The organism is Mesorhizobium sp. M4A.F.Ca.ET.090.04.2.1, assembly GCF_003999085.1.
Classification (GTDB): domain Bacteria; phylum Pseudomonadota; class Alphaproteobacteria; order Rhizobiales; family Rhizobiaceae; genus Mesorhizobium.
On sequence record NZ_RZOT01000823.1, the window covers coordinates 1 to 1560 of the forward strand.

2 protein-coding genes and 2 pseudogenes are annotated in these 1560 nt (G+C 62.7%); 2 read left to right on the forward strand and 2 right to left on the reverse strand.

Annotated elements, in window-relative coordinates:
* Positions 1-116, reverse strand: a pseudogene (locus tag EN781_RS35655) (DNA-3-methyladenine glycosylase I); the annotation flags it as partial.
* Between the two features lie 89 nt (positions 117-205).
* Between EN781_RS35655 and EN781_RS32255 the strand changes: the two are divergent.
* Positions 206-766: a DUF1003 domain-containing protein gene (locus EN781_RS32255; RefSeq protein ID WP_126054320.1), complete on the forward strand. Its 561-nt coding sequence runs from the start codon at positions 206-208 to the stop codon at positions 764-766.
* On the forward strand, positions 766-1377 hold the full coding sequence (locus EN781_RS32260) for a DedA family protein (RefSeq protein ID WP_126054319.1): 612 nt from the start codon (positions 766-768) through the stop codon (positions 1375-1377). Before EN781_RS32255 ends, EN781_RS32260 begins: the two co-directional genes overlap by 1 nt.
* Positions 1378-1380: 3 nt before the next feature.
* On the opposite strand, the pseudogene EN781_RS32265 reads toward EN781_RS32260, so the two are convergent.
* A pseudogene (locus EN781_RS32265) lies at positions 1381-1560 on the reverse strand (hemerythrin domain-containing protein); the annotation flags it as partial.

Consider the following 1560-nt stretch of genomic DNA (forward strand, 5'->3'; position numbering starts at 1 on the left):
TCCGTGACCTTAGCCACGGCCTTATTGTCCGGCAGCGGCCCGAGCAGCGACGCCAGCGCCGCTTCGCCGCCCTTGCGCTTTGCCGCACGGGCGCGGATTCTTTGAAAGTCAGCCATTTGGTTCCTCGCAAGTCGCGTCAATCTACCACTTCCCGTTCGAACCGGCAGCCTCTACCTCTTATCGCGGACGGTGACGGAGGCGACACATGAACAAGACAGTCGAGGATCTGGCGAACCGCTGGCTGAGGCAAAGGCCGGATGCATTGAGCAAGCTCGAAAGCCGGGTGCTGCAAAGCGCGCTTGATCGCACCACCATCTCGAAGGACACCAACAAGGCCGTCGCCTTTCACCAGACGTTCGGCGACCGGGTCGCCGACACTATCGCCCGCATCGGCGGCTCATGGTCGTTCATCCTGACCTTCATCGCCTTCCTGGTCTTGTGGACCTTCGGCAATGTCTGGCTGCTGTCTCGCGACGCCTTCGACCCCTATCCCTTTATTTTCCTCAACCTGGTGCTTTCGATGATCGCAGCACTGCAGGCGCCGGTGATCATGATGTCGCAGAACCGCCAGACCGAGCGCGACCGTATCGACGCCGCCCACGACTATGAGGTCAACCTCAAGGCCGAGATCGAGATCATGGCGCTGCATGAGAAGCTGGACGAACTGCGCCACAGCGAGATCATCGGCATGCGCGACGAGATCCTGCGGCTGGCCGAGCAGGTCAGGCGCATCGATGAAAAGCTGTCGGCGCGGCAAAGTCCCTGATGACCGAGGCCATCCACCATCTCATCGAGCAGTACGGTCTGTTCGCCGTTTTCCTGGGCTGCGTCGCCGAAGGCGAAAGCGCCGCCATACTCGCCGGCTTCTTTGCGCATCAGCATGTCTTCATGGCCTGGCAGGCTTTCCTGGCGGCAGCCATCGGCGCCTTCGCCGGCGACACCTTCTTCTTCATCCTCGGCCGCAACTTCGCCGATCATCCCTATGTGCTCAAGCTGAAGGCGCGGCCAGGCTTCAGCCATGCCTTCCGTTTGGTCTCCTCCCATCCCAACATCTTCGTGCTTTCGAACCGCTACATCTACGGCATGCGCCTGGTCGGCGGCGTCGCAGCCGGCTTCGCCAACATCACAGTGATGCGCTTCGTCGTCCTCAACGCCATCTCGTCGCTGGTCTGGGCGGCGTTGTTCTGCACGGTCGGCTACGTTTTCGGACTGGGCGCCGAGCGCGTCGTCGGCCAGGCGCTGGCGCGCCACGAACGGCTGCTGATCGCGCTGGCAATCGGGCTTGTCGTCGCCAGCCTCGCCTGGTTCCTCGCCCACTCCGTCGCCAGGAAGGAACGCGCCAGGGACGCAGGGGACGGTCAGGGCGAAGCCAGGTAAAGCTCAGTCGATGTCGATGTCGGTGTCGAGGGCGCGGTCGCCACGGTCGAGGATCAGCGGGATGATCAAATCCTCTTCGTCGGCCAGGTGCCTTGTGAGCATGGCGATCAGCCGGCTGTTCTCATCGGCATAGACGTCGGCGGCAAAGCGCTGTCTGTCCTCGCTCTCCTCGAGCGTGCGGAT